We start from the raw sequence: 707 nt of genomic DNA, 5'->3' as shown, positions 1-707 counted from the left end.
CCGATGCATATAAAGTGCATTTAACAAACTGTTCAAGAGGGATTCGCAACGCGTGGCATTTCCACTATGCGTTGTTTTTAGTGATTAAGGTGGTATGCGGCGGCTTCGGTATTGCGTTGCTCACCCCTTAACAGGGCGTTATGTTTAGTCACGTAAAATCAGTTGGTTGCATCTTTTCTTTGCTTTCTTAGTTTTCTAATTTTGGTCTTGTCGGCAAGTTACGTTTAGTGGTCGCTGTTTTCTGGACTCCAATTCGTGGGCGCTAAAAGTTCAGAGAGTTGCCTCATTGAAATGCAGAGTGTAGGTGAGTGAAGTGATTTTGATTTCAAAGTTAAAGCCTGGCTTTTCGGTTTCTCACGTTAAAACTCAAAGTCAGAATGTTCAAAATTAAGAGTTAATTCAGCTTTTTAGCGTCTGGTTTTGGTTTGCAAAGGTAAGTCGAGTTAAGCTCTTGGTATCGTAAAACTTAACCGTTCGAGTCTTAAACATAACAAGGCGTTTAAGAGGGATTCATGCCGCGTGGCATTTTTGGTATGCAGTGAGTTTTGGTGGTGAAAATGGTCTGCGGAAACTTGGTTTAGGCGGCATTCACCCCTTAACGCAGCGTTATGCTTAATCAAGTAAAATCAGTGATTTATGGTTTTTCTTTGTTCCCTCGGCTTTTCAGTTTGGTGTTTGTCGGCAAGTTGGCTTTTGTGAGCGCTGTT

1 protein-coding gene is annotated in these 707 nt (G+C 41.7%); it reads left to right on the top strand.

Translation table 11 applies throughout. The features are described from left to right. The first annotated feature begins 487 nt into the window (after window positions 1–487). Entirely contained in the window at window positions 488–616 is a 129-nt protein-coding gene (locus CIK04_RS32330) for a DUF3265 domain-containing protein (protein ID WP_097353687.1), read from the top strand. The last annotated feature ends 91 nt before the right edge of the window (window positions 617–707 follow it).

Source organism: Vibrio sp. 03_296 (genome assembly GCF_002265885.1).
The sequence above is the reverse complement of the archived record's forward strand: the minus strand, read 5'-3'. Positions and strand labels throughout refer to the sequence as shown.